Origin of the sequence: Anabaena sp. UHCC 0204 (assembly GCF_009711975.1) — a bacterium.
Taxonomy (GTDB): Bacteria; Cyanobacteriota; Cyanobacteriia; order Cyanobacteriales; family Nostocaceae; genus Dolichospermum.
The window spans coordinates 1-17,878 of sequence record NZ_VIKW01000052.1 but is presented as its reverse complement, the minus strand read 5'-3'; the positions used below and the strand labels follow the sequence as shown (position 1 = coordinate 17,878).

22 protein-coding genes are annotated in these 17,878 nt (G+C 36.5%); 9 read left to right on the top strand and 13 right to left on the bottom strand.

The features are described from left to right. The 3 genes from FJR04_RS23265 to FJR04_RS23255 all read left to right on the top strand — a co-directional run. Positions 1-489: tyrosine-type recombinase/integrase (locus FJR04_RS23265; protein WP_168499299.1), on the top strand; the 489-nt coding region annotated here is incomplete at its 5' end. Positions 490-959: 470 nt separating this feature from the next. Next, complete coding sequence (locus FJR04_RS23260; protein ID WP_168499297.1) at positions 960-1,391, top strand: M20 family metallopeptidase; 432 nt, start codon at positions 960-962, stop codon at positions 1,389-1,391. Then, complete coding sequence (locus FJR04_RS23255; RefSeq protein WP_168499295.1) at positions 1,357-1,773, top strand: hypothetical protein; 417 nt, start codon at positions 1,357-1,359, stop codon at positions 1,771-1,773. Before FJR04_RS23260 ends, FJR04_RS23255 begins: the two co-directional genes overlap by 35 nt. Before the next feature lie 68 nt (positions 1,774-1,841). Here the strand turns inward: FJR04_RS23255 and FJR04_RS23250 are convergent, their stop codons facing one another. From FJR04_RS23250 to FJR04_RS23225, 6 genes are all read right to left on the bottom strand, one after another. Further along, on the bottom strand, positions 1,842-2,396 hold the full coding sequence (locus tag FJR04_RS23250) for a hypothetical protein (protein ID WP_254445359.1): 555 nt from the start codon (positions 2,394-2,396) through the stop codon (positions 1,842-1,844). Between the two features lie 113 nt (positions 2,397-2,509). Then, entirely contained in the window at positions 2,510-3,502 is a 993-nt protein-coding gene (locus tag FJR04_RS23245) for a GIY-YIG nuclease family protein (protein WP_168499293.1), read from the bottom strand. Between the two features lie 112 nt (positions 3,503-3,614). Further along, on the bottom strand, positions 3,615-3,824 hold the full coding sequence (locus FJR04_RS23240; RefSeq protein WP_168499291.1) for a hypothetical protein: 210 nt from the start codon (positions 3,822-3,824) through the stop codon (positions 3,615-3,617). A gap of 65 nt (positions 3,825-3,889) precedes the next feature. Further along, positions 3,890-4,753, bottom strand: a complete 864-nt coding sequence (locus tag FJR04_RS23235) for a tyrosine-type recombinase/integrase (protein WP_168499289.1) — start codon at positions 4,751-4,753, stop codon at positions 3,890-3,892. Positions 4,754-4,877: 124 nt separating this feature from the next. Then, on the bottom strand, positions 4,878-5,120 hold the full coding sequence (locus FJR04_RS23230) for a hypothetical protein (protein WP_168499280.1): 243 nt from the start codon (positions 5,118-5,120) through the stop codon (positions 4,878-4,880). An 11-nt stretch (positions 5,121-5,131) separates the two neighbouring features. Further along, entirely contained in the window at positions 5,132-5,356 is a 225-nt protein-coding gene (locus tag FJR04_RS23225; protein WP_168499278.1) for a hypothetical protein, read from the bottom strand. Between the two features lie 249 nt (positions 5,357-5,605). On the opposite strand from FJR04_RS23225, the gene FJR04_RS23220 reads away from it, so the two are divergent. The 3 genes from FJR04_RS23220 to FJR04_RS23210 all read left to right on the top strand — a co-directional run bounded on the left by FJR04_RS23220 (position 5,606) and on the right by FJR04_RS23210 (position 7,151). Further along, positions 5,606-6,421 (top strand): hypothetical protein, encoded by an 816-nt coding sequence (locus tag FJR04_RS23220; RefSeq protein WP_168499276.1) that lies wholly within the window; start codon positions 5,606-5,608, stop codon positions 6,419-6,421. Continuing rightward, complete coding sequence (locus FJR04_RS23215; RefSeq protein ID WP_168499274.1) at positions 6,421-6,771, top strand: hypothetical protein; 351 nt, start codon at positions 6,421-6,423, stop codon at positions 6,769-6,771. Before FJR04_RS23220 ends, FJR04_RS23215 begins: the two co-directional genes overlap by 1 nt. Before the next feature lie 71 nt (positions 6,772-6,842). Continuing rightward, positions 6,843-7,151, top strand: a complete 309-nt coding sequence (locus FJR04_RS23210) for a hypothetical protein (protein ID WP_174763575.1) — start codon at positions 6,843-6,845, stop codon at positions 7,149-7,151. A 90-nt stretch (positions 7,152-7,241) separates the two neighbouring features. On the opposite strand, the gene FJR04_RS23205 is transcribed toward FJR04_RS23210, so the two are convergent. The 5 genes from FJR04_RS23205 to FJR04_RS23185 form a co-directional block, all read right to left on the bottom strand. Next, a complete protein-coding gene (locus tag FJR04_RS23205) occupies positions 7,242-8,657 on the bottom strand; it encodes a hypothetical protein (protein ID WP_168499272.1) in 1,416 nt (471 codons plus the stop codon). A gap of 171 nt (positions 8,658-8,828) precedes the next feature. Continuing rightward, on the bottom strand, positions 8,829-9,425 hold the full coding sequence (locus FJR04_RS23200) for a hypothetical protein (RefSeq protein WP_168499270.1): 597 nt from the start codon (positions 9,423-9,425) through the stop codon (positions 8,829-8,831). Positions 9,426-9,491: 66 nt separating this feature from the next. Continuing rightward, complete coding sequence (locus FJR04_RS23195; RefSeq protein WP_168499268.1) at positions 9,492-10,163, bottom strand: hypothetical protein; 672 nt, start codon at positions 10,161-10,163, stop codon at positions 9,492-9,494. A 153-nt stretch (positions 10,164-10,316) separates the two neighbouring features. Next, positions 10,317-11,027 (bottom strand): hypothetical protein, encoded by a 711-nt coding sequence (locus FJR04_RS23190; protein ID WP_168499266.1) that lies wholly within the window; start codon positions 11,025-11,027, stop codon positions 10,317-10,319. Between the two features lie 3 nt (positions 11,028-11,030). Further along, entirely contained in the window at positions 11,031-11,486 is a 456-nt protein-coding gene (locus FJR04_RS23185) for a hypothetical protein (protein WP_217359495.1), read from the bottom strand. Between the two features lie 277 nt (positions 11,487-11,763). Here FJR04_RS23185 and FJR04_RS23180 point away from each other — a divergent pair, with 277 nt between their 5' ends. Further along, entirely contained in the window at positions 11,764-11,964 is a 201-nt protein-coding gene (locus FJR04_RS23180) for a hypothetical protein (protein ID WP_168499262.1), read from the top strand. Positions 11,965-12,194: 230 nt separating this feature from the next. Here FJR04_RS23180 and FJR04_RS23175 read toward each other — a convergent pair whose 3' ends face one another. After that, the gene (locus tag FJR04_RS23175) at positions 12,195-12,497 is read right to left on the bottom strand and encodes a hypothetical protein (protein ID WP_168499260.1); all 303 of its coding nucleotides are present in this window, start codon (positions 12,495-12,497) and stop codon (positions 12,195-12,197) included. A gap of 653 nt (positions 12,498-13,150) precedes the next feature. Here FJR04_RS23175 and FJR04_RS23170 point away from each other — a divergent pair. Both FJR04_RS23170 and FJR04_RS23165 read left to right on the top strand, forming a co-directional pair. Continuing rightward, positions 13,151-16,558, top strand: coding sequence for a hypothetical protein (locus tag FJR04_RS23170; RefSeq protein ID WP_168499258.1), 3,408 nt, complete (start codon positions 13,151-13,153; stop codon positions 16,556-16,558). Between the two features lie 149 nt (positions 16,559-16,707). Then, positions 16,708-16,869 (top strand): hypothetical protein, encoded by a 162-nt coding sequence (locus FJR04_RS23165; protein ID WP_168499256.1) that lies wholly within the window; start codon positions 16,708-16,710, stop codon positions 16,867-16,869. Between the two features lie 126 nt (positions 16,870-16,995). On the opposite strand, the gene FJR04_RS23160 is transcribed toward FJR04_RS23165, so the two are convergent. After that, complete coding sequence (locus FJR04_RS23160) at positions 16,996-17,532, bottom strand: hypothetical protein (RefSeq protein ID WP_168499254.1); 537 nt, start codon at positions 17,530-17,532, stop codon at positions 16,996-16,998. Positions 17,533-17,878: the final 346 nt, after the last annotated feature.

Genomic DNA, 17,878 nt, shown 5'->3' with positions numbered 1-17,878 from the left:
CCCAAGGGTGAAGTTAGACCACTGTTTGTGATCAGAAAATCAAACACCAAGGGAAAACTGGCCACCCGTTCCATCCCAGTAATTGAAGACCTGCGGCGGTTACTTGCTGAACATTACCGACTAGCAGGTTATGATTACCTGTTCCCTGGTAGGAGCAACGGACATATAAGCCACGATTCAGCAGCAAGGATTTTAAGGAAAGCTTGTGAGCAAGTAGGAATCACTGGAGTTAGTACCCACAGCTTCCGACGGACAGCCTTAACCCAGATGAGTAACGCTGGTATACCACTGCGGGTAATTCAGGAATTATCAGGACACAGGAATTTAGAACAGTTGCAAAGATATTTAGAAGTGAGTGATGAACAGGTGTTAGGGGCTGTTTCTGCCTTATCAATGCTGTCACCTGTGCCTAATGTCGTTAAATCTCCATTTTACGACCTCTCTACTCCTGAAAATGCACGGGTAGAGCCTAATCAAGATTATATGTGATTAATTATGTATATAAGCATAGTTTTTTTTACACGGTTCAAAACTCCATTTATCTCAAGAAAACAGCAATTAACTAGACAAAAGCCGATTTTTTAAAAAGAATAAGATTTTTTAATCATTTTTCATAAAAACTTAAAAAAGGCTAGAGTATCGCATGGGTATGATATCTGTGCAGGATAAGCATAGACAATATCAGTGATTGGCCATTTTTGGAGTCAATTAACTTGACAAAGTTTATAAAAATATCTTTAATTAAAGGTATACCCTTGATTTATAGATATATATCTAAATTTAGAGGTATACCTACAAATTAAAGGTATATTTATAAATTAAGGATGTAAATAAAAGTATCTAAACAGCAAAAAGCCATGCAACAGATTAGTTTTACTTATCTGTTATTTTTGCTTGCTTCTAGATAAAAGTCACTTATCTATGGAGCTTTATGGCTTCTGATCTATCAGGAGGCGAAAATGTTTTCTCTAAACCTAGAAAATTTTAAAAGCGATATTCACTTCACTGTACAAAATACTTTGAAGAGTTTTTGGCCGTTTACTGTTGAGAAAATACGCTATGAACCTGAATTAACAGAAATTGAAAAATTAGTAAAGCAGTTGGAAGAATTACCTAATGTTGAGGGAGTTAGGGTATTACGAAATAAGGATAACAGTTCACATGAAATAGTGTTTCAAATATTATCTCATGTAGATTCTGACTCAAGAACAAAGCTCGTTAAAACAGCAATTTCTTTGGCAATAAAAACTGAAAGAAAACTTGATAGTATTTTCAATGTTGAAGATTGGGATCTTGGAGTTAGAGTAGTCAAAAACTTTGAAAATACTAATAAGAACCAAAAAGTTGTTTTAACAAATGTCCAAGCAGAGCATCTACGAACAGCAAGCTAAACTCAACGAAGAAATTGCTAAAAAAGCCCAAACAGACTCACCTGAATGGGCTATTATTATGTATTTTTATGCCGCACTACATTGGGTTAACGATTATGCCAATAAAAGAGGTGAAATATATAAATTACAGCCTACAGACAGCAACAAATCACCGCATCGCCTAAGATTAATTTATGTTAAAAAGATTTCTCCATCCAAGGGTAAAGAAGATGAATTATATAAAAATTATAGATTTTTATTTGAAGAAAGTAAGGTAGCTAGATATTTAGAAGATGGAGAATTTAACTGTATAAATATGACTGCTAAAGAGTATTATAAACAATGTAATATAAAAGAATACATTGATAGTTTAGAAATAATTAAAAAAATGCTTAGGAACTAACATAAAGTTCTGTTGTTGGTTGTGTTAATTAGATTAAATTGTAAGGTTAAACAGTATCGAAAATTGCGCTAACTTCTACTAACCACCCACCCCATCTGATTACCCAGCTTACCCGCTTTGGTGAAGGTAAAGCTACCCCATACAAAGGTCAATTCATCCCTACCTACCCTTGGGGTAACACCAATCAATTCTTTTACCTTGCTTGTACTCAGTATCCACTTGTGAGTAACAGCTTTTTCTAGTTCCTCATATTCCACCAGGGGCGATCGCTTATTGCCGATATACCCCATCATTTTTTCAACCAAACCAGCCATAACGGTAATAGCGGTAAGGTTTTCGCTGTTGTCTAGTTGGTTGTCCAGTATGTCTAGTTGATTGTCCAGTTTTTCCAGTGCTGGTACTTCTACTTCAGGGTGAATAGGAAAATCTGCGATCGCTCCCCCGCCCCTAATATGCTTGTCTAGTTTGTCCAGTAGCTCTAACTGCTGTGGGGATATTTTACCCCGTGCCACTGGTTTTATGTCCAGTCCGTTGATTCTGTCATATACCGCTTGACGTGACTCTAAACCGTATCTTCCTTGTAGAGTAGCGATTTTGATTAATTCTGTGTCTTGACTGTCCATCTTGGTTTGTCCAGTTTCATACTTGACAATTTTACTTTGTCCAGTGACTTGGTAGACAAATAAATTTGTCAGGTTGTTAATAGAGATAACGATGGTACAAGTTGTGATTGAAATTAATCTTCTAGATCAAGATGATATATTTGGGTAGCATCATATTCTGCATTTTTGACTCTTGTATTCGCGTCACGCACTACAATGTTACGAGTATTTATACAATTGAATTTGTTATATATATGTATTGCTTCAGAAAATCCGGTTGTACCAGTATAGTCCATGTAATCATGAAGAAATAAACCAAGAGCATGATAAATACGAGCTAAGTTCAACCGATTTTTGAGACTGGGTATAGTAGACGAAATATAGTCAAATATGGCTAATGCCGATGTATAACAATTGTGAATAAGCTTTATGTCTTGTTGATATTCACTATCAGTATCACATTGATCATTAGATTCTTTTCTTGACTGTATCTTCAGTTTATGAAAAAGAGTTTCTGCTTTCCAGAAATAAGCAATTCCTGTATTTTTTCCTTTAAAAACAATCATTGCGTCAAAATATACAAGTGCTAATTCATAATCTTCTTCAAGGAAAAATTTAATTCCAAAATCTAAAAGGTGATTTGTAGAGATGCAACCTTTGAGTAAAGCGAGTTGAACTAATTTAAACTGCTTATCTAAAGATAATTGACCTTTATTATGTCTTCCGTTTTTTAAATATGTCTCTAAATTGTTTTGTATTAGGTCTATATCTGCACTTTTTACAGGTATATTGCTATAATCAGTTTTGTATAAAATTTGTTCATTAAATTGAAGAAAATTCATGTCTTGTATGACATTTTCTACTTGTTCATCAGTTAGTTCAAACCACTCTCCCCTAAATCTATAGTCTTCATATTTATGATGTAGAGTTTTTTCTATTGGCATAGCATTAATTACTTCTATTTTGTGGATTTCTTTTGATTCATAAGGTACTTGTTTGCTGTTTATTGTTTGTAATCTTCCTCTGCTTCCCTTCTTTCCATTGCTTCCCTTCTTTCCATAAAAATCATTAGTCATTCCGATTTTATATACAGTAGTGTCGCCGAATTTAAGTAGGTAAACAAACATAAACAAGTATCTTATGAGAATTTTAATTATGTGAAGATGTGAGTAGGTCTAAGCTATTTAATTTATCTATTATTAGTTTCCTGAGCAGTGTTATCGCTATTCATAGGAGTTTCTATAAAAGATGAAAATATTCAAAAGCTTCTTTAATTAATGGTAATTTATCTTCAGGACAAGGATAAACTCTTGGTTTTCCTTCAGAACTGCGTTGAGATGCTTTAATTGGAAGTCCTAACTGTTCTTTAGCGTGAGCAATCCAACAGGTTTTTATTGTGACTTGATGTTTGGTTTTGATGTACTCCTGAATTTGTTTGTATGTAGCCATGATTGACCTCAAATAGTGCAATGGCTTAGGTATTCTCCTCATTGTCCCAAACCATTACCAATTAATCAACCTAAATATAAACTACTGCAATCACTAGGTTTAGCGTGTAAATAGCGGCTGGTAGTAGCAACTGAAGCATGACCTAAACTTTGACTAACCAAATGAATAGGCGCTCCCCTATCTAATGAGTGTGAAGCGTGTCCATGTCGCAACCAATGGGGACTAGGGTTATCAAGTCCGATCCGTTTTGCTGCTACCTTGACGACGTTCCAAACTGTAGCGCGGGTCATGAAACCGTTACCTTGTCTACTTCTAAAAACCGGATCTGCTTTACCAGCATCACCCCTTAACTGTTCCAACTCACGCCAAAGTTGAGTAGGGATAATGACGACGCGGGTTTTAGAACCTTTACCATATATAGTCGCTTGTCCGTTCCCAGTGCGATCACTTAAATCCCCCCACGTTAACCCTGCCAACTCAGTAGCACGTAACCCGCAGTAGTACAACATCTTTAATATAAGTTTGTTCCTGGTATTGTTCTCACCATGAATCAGTAGGGTTATCTCCTGTTCTGACATAATGCGCTCGGTTAAACAGTCTTTAGGTTTAGACGTTCTGACAGGTTTAGCAACGTTATATTTCATGATTCCTAGTTCATGGCAAAAAGATATTAATGATTTAACTATGCTTGCGTAAGTCTTAACTGTGTTTGGTGATGACTCCAAACTATCTAAGAAGTTTTGCACGTCATCTAGTCCAGTATTAACCAATGGTTTATTTGTGAAAGTTAAAAATTCATTGCTTATGCGCTTATAACTTTCTTGTGTAGCCGCTGCTTTACCATGTAGCCACATATTAAGTAATACATCAATAGATTTATTTGCATATTGATTAGTTTCAGTTGGTTGTGCAATAGTTAAAGCGTCCATCTTGTTAGTACCTTTGTTCTATTTCTTAGAAATTTGAGTTTGACATAATTAGGGTTATGTCAAACTGGGGGTTTTTAAAGAACCCACTACAAAATTACAATGTAGTGGGTTATGAGTTTAAGCGTTACTTGGTAAGATTAATCCAGTGCCTAGCGTGTAGGGTCAAGTTGCAAAGTTTCTCTACCCTAGTCCAGAATCCTCTACCACTTAAATTAATAGCAGTTGCTTCAATTACATCAGGGTGTAGGTTGTTAACCGCGAACTGTCTAACCAGTTTGGGCGTGATATCAAAATCTGATTCATCTTCAAACTGCCAAAAGGTATTTTTTAACAGTTGCTTGATCCGGTTGCGTTCTGTGTGTGTCATAGTTCCTACTCCTATTTGCCCAAGTGGCGATAGTTGCGGACATTGACGACGGCTTGCAACAGACGATCTATTATCTGTAATGCCTGTGGGGATAAACCTTTGGTGAGCAGTAGTAACTCGGTAGAGTCGTTATTCTCGATTGCTTCAGCAATAGCTTGACTATTATCCCATCCTCCCATAATCCGATAATGTGCTGCTAGTTGGGCTGCGGCTGCTGATGTTTCTGGTGTTATCATATTGTTAGATTCCATCATCGAATTGAATCAAAAGGCGATCGCTAAACTGTGGTAAGGGCGACGGTCGTCTTTTGTTTTGTCTATACATAATATATAAGTTATCCATACAATCTGTCAATACAATTACCATAAATATTGTCATGACAAACTAACTAAAATCATTACAAATATCTATACAATAATGTATTGACATTCTGTATGGATAGTTACTATAATCAATACAGAAATCAATACAAAATATATACAGCTATGAGTGCCGATAAACTAGCAAGTTTTAGGGTTGATAGTCAACTGTGGGAAGTGTTCCAAGGTTATGCAAAGGAAAATAATGTTACCGCCACTGCTTTACTAATCAGCTATATTAAGTCAGTTGTCAATACTGGTAATGTCATTACATATAATCCAGTTGTCAATACATCCAGTGAGGTTAATAACCCTAGCCAGTCAATACAGGATATTGATAAACGTATAGATGACAAGATTAAAATGTCTATACAGAATATCAATATATTGTCAATACAAGATATTGACAACAGGATAGCTGAATCATTAGCAGATGGGGGAATTGGTGAGGCGATCGCTACTTCCTACGCTGCCACAATGGGACAATTTAACGGACTGCTAGAGGAACTACAGGATCTAAAAAAGCAGTTTGAGGAATTACAATCAAATCCCCCGGCAACTGTTCCTACTGTTCCTAGTCCCCAATCACCAATTACCAATAACCAATCATCTGAGAAGATTGATCCGCTTATTGTTCCCAATCACCAATTACCTGTTACTCCTGAAGATGTGAGCAAGTTCTTAGGGATAGCTGACATATTAGCAGGCGATCAATACTGGGAAGATAAGCTGATTGAGTCAGGTATTAATCAGAAGATTGTTGAGAATGTGAGTTATTTATCTGAAAAACTAAATATTAAAGTTTCTCCCAAGGGTTATGTTATCGCTCGATTTAATCTGATTCTGGATGCTTTAGGTTATGGCAATAAAAAGCAGGGTCAACACACTAAACCAGATGGTAAGAAGCAAGATAAATATCTCGCTATCAAGGTGACAAAGTAATGTCAAACAATGTCACAAAGTTTGTCACTGATTATGGCACTTTGTCAATTGTAAACCGCAAAGGATACTACTACGCAGTCCGCACAGTCAACCAGCGTAAAAGGCAAATCTATCTTGGTAAAAGTATTCCTGATTCCTACACCTTAAATGAAGTTGCAAAGGATATTTTTAGCAGTGATAAAGAATTTTGGACTAAACACACAAAGCAAGTCCCCCGTGCCAGTGACAAAGATACAAATAATTCTCTATCCTTGCGAGATGACCTGAACCGGATCATGGGAATAGCTAAAGCAAGGGGTGAAGATTTGATATACCAGGAATTAAGGAAAGCGATCCAAAATTTAAGCTGATTGTCAAACAAGGATAGAAAATTTTGTATCCTTGAGTCATGCCCCAATAAAAAACCACAAGAGTAAGCAAAATGAAAACAGTAGTTTATTTTACGGCAACAAATCCACCTTCTAGGGTTGATGTCAGGTATTTTTTTAATAAATTGGTTGCTTTTGATCTCCAACTAGATGAAAATGATTACCGCTATTTCTATGATGGGGAATTATCAGAAGCTATTAATTTTTTAGAAAGCATCGGCTTTAAAGATGTCAGGATTTTGGATGATAGAAATTATCAAGATATGGAAAATAATTTTTTATTGCCACGACTCCCAATTGAGGAAATTGATTTTGATAGCTTGAATAATAGTGTTGACAAGAATTTCTTGATCAAGGGATAGAAAATATTTATATCCTCAAGTCATGCCCCAATAAATAAAACCACCTAAACCAGTTAAAGAATAGGTGGTTTTATTTATTGTTTCTGAGGTTTATTCTTCAAAATTTAACGGTTTACCATTAAAATGATCATGTATTTTCTGTGGGTGAAACCAGCTTGGTAATGTCTTTTCAATATCTTCCAAACTGTTCCCATTAGCATCTACTAAACCATACCTAACAACGATTCTAGGTAGTGGTGTTTCACCATTAGCACTAAACTTTTGTATTAGTATCATTCCTGCTTTACGAGTGTCTTTCGTTCCTTCTGCAAAACTGCTATTGGTATCATTGTGAGTAATTCCCAGTAAATAACATTTCGCTTTTCTAGTATCTGTTAGGGATAATTTAAACCAGGTGTCAGCAAGTTCCCCTATTAAACCTCTTAGATTTGTAAACTCATCTACAATCACCTGTAGCTTATCATTGGGTTTAGCCTTAATCCTGTTCCCCCAAAATGTAATATTATCTTGCATTGTAGAAGCTATATCTTCTTCGATTTCTGCTATGTTTTTGGATAATAGAAATTTCCAAACATCGGCATTATCCCCCGTGGCGTGTCTATCAAGTAAATATTCAATAGGAGCATCAAGACAGTATTTCCTGATGAGTGCGATCGCTGCTGATGTGTAAGTTTTCCCTGAACCTTGATTACCAATTAACCATAGAGGTTTTAAACTGCTAATGATTGTCCACAAATACCCATCCTCATGACCCTTGAGAGCGTCAATCAATGAAGTTTTAAGCTGTTCATCTGGAGTAGGTGTTTTAGCGTCCTGGACTGGTTTATTTAACTTGTCAATTTTGCGCTGTACCTCTAAAGTCTCAAGGTTGTTTTTAGCAGTTTCTTTGTCAAGTTCTGATAACTGGAGTTGATGACCCTTTAGGGATAATTGACCTTGTAATTGTCCGTTTAGGTGGTCTAGTTGTACCTCACCTTCTGACTTTAGCTGCTGTATAGTTTCTGCTGTTTGACGTGCTATGACTTGTTTAGTAATTTCAGCTTGGTTACTTTTGGAGAACCCAAATAAATCAATGTGATTTTGTTCTATAATATCCGTCTCCAGTGCTTTGATTTTTAGTAGCTTAAACTGACTATGTATTGATTTCTCCTGACTATCTGTAAGTGCTTTAGAAACACCATAAGCAGATAACAGGAACAAACTAGCACATAGCCCAAAATTAACCGCTGTACTATCTTCAGGTGGTAAAATCTTCACTACTTTGATGGAATTATCAAATAGTTGGTTACGTCTCTCACGGTCAACCAAAAAACTGATACCTCGCTTAACGTTGTAGCCTCTACAAGTATCTTTCACATTACAGTACAACGTCTCCTCATGTTTGATGCTATCTGAGAACATCGGCACTGATGCAATAAATCCTGATGCTAAAAGTATTCCGATTAAAACGGTAGAACTGCGGCGTTGTCTAACTAATTGGTGGTTAAATTGGTGTATTTCTTGCATTATCTACCTCCAAATAATCTGTAAATAAACTCACCTACGTTAGACTGTTGCAACCACATCAAAACTGAATTAATGTTAAATACAATATCTACAAATCCAGTTATTAAGTAATTTAGAAATATCGCTGTAATTAGTCCTGACAGCATGATTTGAATAAATGATTTGATGCTTCTAATCATTGCTATTGTTCTCCTGGTTATTATTAAATGAAAACTTTTTAACCATTCCTAATAAGGCGATACTCGACAAGGCAATTAACAAACTAAATCCTAAATTTGGCAATTGGAAGCTTAACCCTTCACTGCTTCTGATTTCTTGGTAGGTTTGTGCGATCGCTTGTTGAGTTTGGATAATTTCTGAAGTGATTTTACTTGTACCGGAAAATGAAACTGCTCCACCAATAGCTAATTTTACTATGCCTATTAATGGCTTATTACCTAGTGAAAATTCCCATGAGTCAGAACTGATTGAAAAATTAAAACTATCCCCTACGTCAATCAGTCCAGGTAGTAAGCTAACAACCGCGCTGGCAACTTGAATAATAGTAAGGGTGACTTGTAACTGAAACAATAACCAACTAAGGCTACAGGATGATATTTGACAAGCCAAAAATAATAAACCGCTATCTATTCGTTTCCGAGCTTGAATATCTGCATAGAGTTTATTTTCAACATGAGTCAAATATCTGATAGTTTCACCCGGTAGCTGTCCGTCGTCATCTTCATTAAGAATAGAATCTAGATCCGGTGGTGTAGATTGTGTTAGCATAGGAGTAGTAAAAATAATGACCTGATAAGTCCCCCCGGTAGTTCGTAGCTACCGAGGGGATTCTAATTAGAATCCTAAAGCTGTTCTAATTTCTGCTATTTTCCCCATAATTCCCTGTTTGTAATTCTTCTCAGGAATTAGATCATAACGGGCTGTTTCACCCTTATTTAATGCCTCATTCATAGTCTTTTGCTGGTATTGTTCATCAGCCGCAACTTGTTTAATTTCTGGCCTGTTTGACTGTTCCAAAATAGCCACTTGTTGATCTACTCCTACCAAGTGAGCATCTACATATCCCTTAATTTGGGTGTAGTTCATCTGGTAGTTATGACGGGTATTTTCTGTATTTTTGGATAGTACAAATTCCTGTGCTAATTCTTGCCTTTGGTGAACATACTTTTGTTGTCCTAACATGACTTGTGAACCAGCTTTATCAATTGCTATGGCACTCTTCCCAGCCTGTAGTAAAATATCGGCTGTAGCTTTGTTATAGGACTCTGAACCGTTGATAATTTCTAAATAAGCTTGTGCTAGTTTAGGTGCTAAATCACTGGATAATCTGCCTTGCCGTGCCAACTCTCCTATTTTTTGGGCTGCTGCTATGTCTCCACCCATTGCTTTATCAAAATCACTGAGTGTGACACCAAACTTTGTTCCTAGAACTTTGGTGAGTAGCTTACCTTTGGGTAGGACATGATTTTTTAGTTTGGGAACTTTTGCGGCGGGTAACTGTTTCATGGTTTCAACTCCAGATAGTTGTTAGGGTCAGTAAAATAACGGTGATCTGGTTTCTGGATACTGCTATGAAAACGGAAGCTATCAATAGCAGTTAAACCAGCAATTACGGTAATTAGTCCTATTATCCAAATAGGATTAATCTTGACTTTGAAGTTAGGACGCTGCGGGTAATTGGAATACTGAGAGGGTAGCTTTGACCTTACTTTTAAAGTCGGTTCTTTGCTGCTGTAGCTGTTTGTTTATGTTCTGTAGTCCGTCGGTTAATTGTTGACTATTTTGGTTAAATCCGTCTGTGGCTACTTGGGTTATTTCCTGTAATGTGTCGTCAATCTTTTGGGAGTTTAGAGCTATCTTGTGACGGACAAAAGCAATAATCGCGCTCTTTATTTCTTCCAGTGAATCCTGTAAATCATCAGATGAGTAATTGACGTTTTGGGCGATCAATTCTATTTCTCCAGTGTTGAGAACAATTCCCAGTTTCCCCGCAGTAGTAGCAACTAATTCCGACTTGGTGACAGGTGCGATCGCTGTTTGGTTCTCAGTATCTAAAACAGCTTCATTAGTGTATAAATCAATGCTATCTATATCCTGTATAGATGCTGTATTGATAGCATTGTCTACACTGTTTACTGTGTCTACAGCTTCACTGGTTAATGTTTCCTCTACTGTGGGTAAGTTGTCAACTACTGTTAATTGGGTGGCGTTACTCATAAAGTAATCTTGAACTGCTAAAAGTTCTGCTTCTGTGGGGTTTTCAATGTCATTAATTATTGCCTCACATTGGGTTTTAACATCACCTAAAACTACCTTTACACCTTTGCGAGTTAGACGTGATTGAACTTTTTTAGCAACTGTGGTTAACATTGTTTATGCTCCTATTCTGTGGTTTTTAGCTTTATAGATGAGTGCGTTAGTCAATACCATCATTGCGGTTTTCCGGTCGTACCATTGCTTACGTTTAAATGTGGTATTAGCACGATAAAACCATCGGTAAACTGTGGTGATATCAGGAGAAATGTTTAATCTTTCATTTATCAACTTAACTAGATTTTCTCCTGATATTCTTATTCCAAAATCCCCTAAACTTAACCCTATTTCTGACAACTGATTTCTGATTTCTGGGTACAGGTTGAAGTATCTGGGATTGATTTTTCTGAGTGCAATTAACCCTTTTAATCCTTCGGCATCCAGTGGGATATCGGAACTAGCAGCTAACCTTTTGATTTTTGACCAGTGAGTGTCACTGCATCGTTTACCCGTGAGGGTTTCATAGATTGATCTGGGATTTTCCATAAGCATTAATGCGTTATCGTGTTTCTGCATTTTTACCGTGCTGATTAGTTCACGCCACGAATTAATAAGGTTTTCACGGTTGTGATCTGAGTGCTAGTCATTGCACTAGGGTAAAAATGCAGTATCGTGTGGACTTGTCAAGCCGTTGCACTTAATCCAAATCCTTAACCCGCAGGATTTACAAGGATGTAAGGTAGTTGCATTGATTCGTCTTTCATGCTCACATTCTAGCATATTATGTTAGAGTGTGTGCATGATAGATAAAAATTTTTCTACCATGTGAGGTTAAAATTTAGTGGTAATGTTTATGAATGAATTTTTAGAAATGTCAGCAGCAAAACGACGTGATCCTAACTACATACAGATATCAGGAGACGTTAAAAAAGATGTATGCCTTAGATTTAAAGCAGCTTGCACCCTAAAGCAGTTAAGTGTAGGAGAAGGGTTAGAGCAAGCAATGACTCTATGGCTAGAAGATGAAAAAAACAAAAGTGATCAAACTTCTTGAGTGCGATCGCACCTCTCACCACCTGAACCACGAAAACTAAATATTTAAACTGATTCCCATTCAAGGATAGAAAATTTTGTATCCTAAAAAAAAACAAATTCCCCCCGACTTTTTATATCAGTCGGAGGGGATTACTAGAAAATTATTTGGGGGTAACAGGATAATAATTTTTTCTTCTATAGCTTTGATATTCAGTATATCAAATATCGCTAGATATCGCTGTATATCAGTTATAGGGGGAATGTTAAAGGACAGGTGGCAAATCCAGATATTTGTTGTCCTTCACCCATAGTCAAGATTAAATCACCAGCATGACTCACCATGAAGGAAAACATCATATCTCCGACTTTAAAATAATATTTTTTCCCTGTTCCTTTGATGCGGAGGAACTTGCTAAATGACTTCATGAACTTGTCATAAGGCTGGGTGAAAGCTGGGGAATCAAATCGTTCTAAGAACCAAAATTTTAAACCAGGAGACATTAAAAATTGATAGGCAATTTCTTGAGAAATTTCTGCTTCAGCTTTTTTCATGACCTGATAAAGATAACAATACTGTTATTATACCACAAATGCACTACAGATGTTACACGCACTACAAGCTAATTATCAAGATTCCCTGACATTCATAAAATTTTGGAGTCTTTCTTCAAAAAATATTTGGTATCATGTTAATACATTTTTGATGATTACTGATATTAATTATCACAAGGTCAAAGAATAATAAAACTGTATCAGGGAATACAAAATGATGATTTTAATAGTATGGTGCAAAACATGAAGGTAGCGATTAGACCTTATAAATACAGGATTTGCTTACTCCCTGCTAATACAATAACTCTACTATTATTATAAGATTGAAGCGGCTGAAACCCTTATTCAATCTAAGTATTGACATTATTTTGGTAACTTTGTACTAAGTTGAAATCACAAAAATAAGTAGTATCATTAAAATATGTCGGGGTAATTCCTCTGACATAGATACGTCAAAAAAAGACGGACTAGAAACCGCTTTACCTGTGCGATAGCTCTAACTATCGGTAACACGACTCCCAGACCGCTTGATGATCTAAATATTTTAAATATTGTTAATTATATTAGCATCATAGCATAAAAATGGGGATAGTACAAGCGTTCTAGTTGTCAGTCTTTTTTCCTGAAACATTTATTCTGTAAGGAAAAAAAAGATGGTAGCGAATTTTCAAAGCAACGACCCCTTAACCACAGTTAGTCAAAAAAATCCTTGTCATGTCTGTGGATGGGTTAAAAAGTGCGCTGTTTCTGCTAGTGGTAATAATTTAGTATGTGGTAATAGCACAGCAACCACAGGGGATATTATCAACGGTTACAAGTGCGTTAAGACAACTAACCCTAATAGCCATTGCTCCCACTCATTTGTAAAGGTTGATCAATCCTCTCAAGCTACGGTTAAACAGTCCCCCAAAACAACTAAACCTACTACACCAGCTAAACCAGAAATGAGTAGGGAAGATAGGGATTTGTGGAACAGAAAAATTATCCCTACACTAAAACTCAATGAAGGTGATCGCACTCATCTAAAAGAAATTAGAGGACTAACAGATCAACAGATAGATGATTGGGGGTTTAGATCAGTATTTCCGTTCCAAAGGTTAGTAGGGGATAGCTGGCCAGATAATTTACCTGGATATCGTCACGATAAAAAGCAATTAGCTGTATCTGGTAAAGGCATCCTCACACCTATTAAACAACTTGATCAGATAGTTGGTTTTAAGGTTCGCTTGACTGAGAAAAAAGGCGATCAAAGGTATACCTGCGTAAGCGATAAAAATTACACCAGATACCATATAGATGGTGAGCAACCACTAGCAGTTTTGATCAAAGATAACAACTATTTTGATCATGGTATTTTCGTTACTGAAGGTAATGAATTAAAACCTGTAATTGTACACCTCAAATATGACTTACCCGTTTTAGGTGGTGCAAGATATTGGAATACATCAAAAAATCATGCTGCTAAGTTTTTACCACTGGTTAAGGAAAAATCAGAAATTATTAATTTATGCCTTGACGCAGGAGACGTTCTAAATAACGACGGGATACCCCTTAAATGGCACAAGGAATACAAATACTTTGAGAGTCAAGGATTTAAGCCTAGATTTGCTTATTGGGGGCAAATCAGCAAAGAATCAGAAGATATTGACGAACTAACTGATATTTCTAATTTTGGATATATCAATTTAGAGCAGTTCAAGGAATTGATTAAGGAACATAACCCTACTGCTTATCAACAAATTGAGGACTTAGAAAAAACTCCATTATTAACCCTAGCAGTGGACAACACTAAACCATCTGATGATCCGATGGTTACGTTTAACCAAATATCACTAAAAGAATTATTTGATGATTCCCATATTTGTGTAAATGAAAAATTCTACCAGTGGCAGGGAAAATATCATAAAGAATTAGATTCAGCTTTGGTACTAAAGCAAATCAGAGATTTTTGTAATTCCTACGCGATTTATGTAGAGGATAAAAACGGGAAAGTAGAAATAAAATACCCCTTTGCTAACACAAAATCAACTAATGAAGTATTCAAATGGGCGCAGATATCCCTAGCAGTAAGTCATGAAGAGTTTAACAAAACCATAGGAATTAACTGTACAAATGGTGTAGTAGTAATTGATTGGGAACATAATAAACCCATAGTTAAGTTAGAACCACATGACCCTACAAAGCACTTCTTTACATCAGAACCGATCATCACATATAACCCCAATGCAGATACTAAATATTGTGATCAACTCCTAAGATGTTTAGATGACAAACAATTGCAAGTTTTGTTAAGGAACTTAGGAGCATCATTAGACCTGCCCACAGTACGGAAATTTAAGGGGCGTTTAATTAAAATTCTGTTTTGTATTGGTGGTGGTAGCAATGGTAAAGACTCTATCAGGGAAGTCATCAGTTTAATTTACGGGTCAAGAACTGTAAGCAATTTCTCACTAAACGACTTTACCGACTACGACAACGGCAACAAAAACAGTCTAGCAGGATTATCTAAAGCTAGGGTAAATTGGGCATCTGAAAGCGGTAAAACCACAAGAATAGATAACAGTTTAAGTTTGAAGCGGTTCGCCACTGGAGATACCTTAACAGAGCGATATCTGTTTAAGGATGGGATTGATTATGTTCCTAATGCGATCGCACTTTTTAACCTCAACGAACTACCCAACTTATTTGGAACAGGTCAAGCTGCATTAGATAGATTTGCTCCCCTGATGTTTAACAAGTCATTCGTTAAACAGGAAGACTATGATCCTGCAAATCCCAATCAGGAATTAGCTGATCCTCGGTTCAAATATGATCAGGAATTTTTGATTAATCAAGTTTGTCCAGCATTTTTGAACTACATGATCCAAGGGTTGCAAGAGTTGATGGTAGAGGGCATTGATTACAGTTGCACCAAGGAAGCATTAGAAAATATCCAAATTGACAATAATCACCTGTTTGAAGCTGCACAGGATCTAAATTGGCATTATGACCCCAATGCTAAACCTATCAGGATTGGGGAATTACATAAACAGTTGATGCAATGGTATAAGAATCAGGAAATTTATGATGAGTCAAAAGGATATGCTGCATGGAGTGAACCACATAAACCATCTGATAAGTATATTAAAAACGCACGTTTGCTATTACCCAGATTAAAAGAAGTTTTCCCCAAACTACAAATAACAGAATTGAGGGTTGGGAACTCAAGCCAATACGCGGATCACATTATAGGGATATCAACTACAGCAGTCACCAAACCAGCATCTTTACAGTCCCTACAGCCTATTGCTAACTCAAGGCAAATGATACTTTGTGAAGCTCCCCTTCATGTTCCCCCCGGTGCTATGGCAACTACCCCAGCATCTACCCCAAATCTACCTCAAATCTACCCCAAATCTACCCCAAATCTACCCCAAAATGAAAACACCTCAAAACCAGATATATCAACAGTTTCAGCCATTCCATCTACCCCATCTACCCCAAATTGTTCTAAACCTTTGGAAAAAAATTCAAAAGAAGAAATAGATCACAATTTCCGCGCTGAAATGTCCCAAACAATACTTTTAAATACTGACGGCGGCGACGGCACTGTGAAAAATATAGAAAGGTTAGATGATTTTGGGGTAGATGGGGTAGATAAAAACGCTGAAAACCTTACTACACAAGAGATACACCCTAATCAATTTGGGGTAGATTTTGGGGTAGATTTGGGGTCGAAACCTGCTGATTTTGGGGTAGATCCTGCTCAACCGAGCGATCGCACCCCAACTGCTGACACTACACCACCGGACTGGGTATCTAATATTGTTGTAGATGACGTTGATAGTATTGCTGAAAAGAAACGCCGCGAACGCGAACAGGAACAGCGAGAATATAACCAGGAACTAGAATCATTAAAAGTTAAGGTTCAAGCCGCTACAACAGTCCAGGAGCATGAACAGCTTTTAAATTATGTGTTAGCAACTGACAATCGCTTTACCTACCCAATCAGGCTATTTTTAGGGCAACTAGGGACTGCTTCAGCAGATATTCTAAAAGTGTGGGAATGGTCGTACTGGTAATTAGTCCCTTCTGCCACCAATCAAGGATAGATTTTTTCTATCCTTCCTACACAATCCCACAACAAAATACCAGCATCAAATATTATTCTAATGCTGGTATTACTTGCTATTTCTTGTTATAATAGAAATAAAAAAATGAGGTGAACACAATGACAATTACCCAACTGAAAACTAAACTTAAAAAACAGAAGGAAGCGCAGATTACAACCTACCAAAACCTGTTTAGAGCTTGCCTGTTAGCAGGTGATATTAAAGAAGCCCGTCGTTACAATAATTTAAGCAAAAGACTGAGAAAACAAATAGAAGTATAAACAAACTGTAGAGAAAATATAGAGAGTAAAAATAGTGGTTAGGATTGAACTGTTCCACTATGGCTAATGGTGTTTGGATTAACTGAGATTGTGCTGATTGAATATTCTGATAGTAAAGTCATAAAATTAATATCTCTCTATATTATTTGTATTTAAAGATTTGCATAGATCATAATCTTCTACTGAACCAGCAAAGCAAGTATTGATATTAACTGAACCTTGAACAGCATCCAAATTATCAATTGTGAAAACATCGAAACGCTTCTTTACTTTAAGCTTAAAATTAGTAGATTTTCCAGGTGGCAAATATACGTTATCCACAAATCCTTTACCTGAATCACTCTGATTTAGTGACCCGCTAGATTTTCTATAAGTAGTATAAAATACTTCTATAAATTGGATCATCCTGTTAGTATTGTTTGTAATCTTTCCCGTAATATAATATACCCTTTCCTTGTATTCAGTTTCACCTTTTAATTTAACGTCTGTTAACTGTAAGGCAGTAGATAATCGAACGGATTGGCTAACTCCCCTACAAAGTGATTCTAGGCTTACCTTATTTCCATTGCTAAGTTCCCAGTAGCATAACGGATCTGCTTGTTGGGCAAGGCTAGGAAGGGTAGGTAACGTCAACAAAGAAGCAATAAGAATAGTTTTCAGCATAAAACAATAGAGGTAGATCATTGTCACTTTATCATCTATTGTTTCGTTTTACACAGGTTACTGTCTCGCTCCCACCGCAGCAACCCAAAAACGAACTACGTACAAATACAAGCAGTTTCCATTCCCCCAAAGAAATTGTATATGTTACAAAACGTACTACAAGAGTTGGGGAAAAGTGTTAGTACAAATTTATTATTAATAGCTGTAATGTCTATGGCGTAGCGATTGTTTTAATAGCTGATGGTATACTACAAGTATACTACAAGTTGCTTGCAATAAATTTTTCTAAGTGTAAGCTGCGAGTAAGAATAAGTAAAATAAACCTGCTAACCCGTCCCCTGTAACT